The sequence below is a fragment of the Myroides albus genome (assembly GCF_009711045.1).
GTDB lineage: Bacteria > Bacteroidota > Bacteroidia > Flavobacteriales > Flavobacteriaceae > Flavobacterium > Flavobacterium album_A.
In genome coordinates this window covers 1-335 of the sequence record NZ_WMJX01000145.1, presented here as the reverse complement: position 1 = coordinate 335, position 335 = coordinate 1, and the positions used below count along the sequence as shown (strand labels likewise).

The 335-nt window shown below is 35.5% G+C and carries 1 protein-coding gene; it reads right to left on the bottom strand.

Annotation, left to right across the window (positions count from 1 at the left end; genetic code table 11):
- A partial coding sequence (locus tag GJV76_RS15675) for a RagB/SusD family nutrient uptake outer membrane protein (RefSeq protein ID WP_155093508.1) occupies positions 1-335 on the bottom strand: 335 nt, incomplete at both ends.

Genomic DNA, 335 nt, shown 5'->3' with positions numbered 1-335 from the left:
ATAACCATTGTTTTGAGGATTAAGGTTTGTATTAATTAGCAGCTGTTTTTCGGGAATTGGAAATAGACTGTTGTACTCTTTCCAATTCGGTTTAACTTCTTTTATTTGACTTAGTTGATTGAGTCGTTTAAGAGTATAAAAACGATGTCCATTTTCAGTAAAAAACTCTCTGTACATTTCTTGTAAGAATTCCTGTTCGAGTTCTACTTTAGCGATGTTGGTTGAAAGCGGGAGCAGTCCTCTTTTTGTTCTAATTACATTTAGTGTTTCCACTGCTTGTGGAAGCTTATTCTGACTCAACAAACTCTCAGCTAGGATAGCATAGGCGTGTTCTA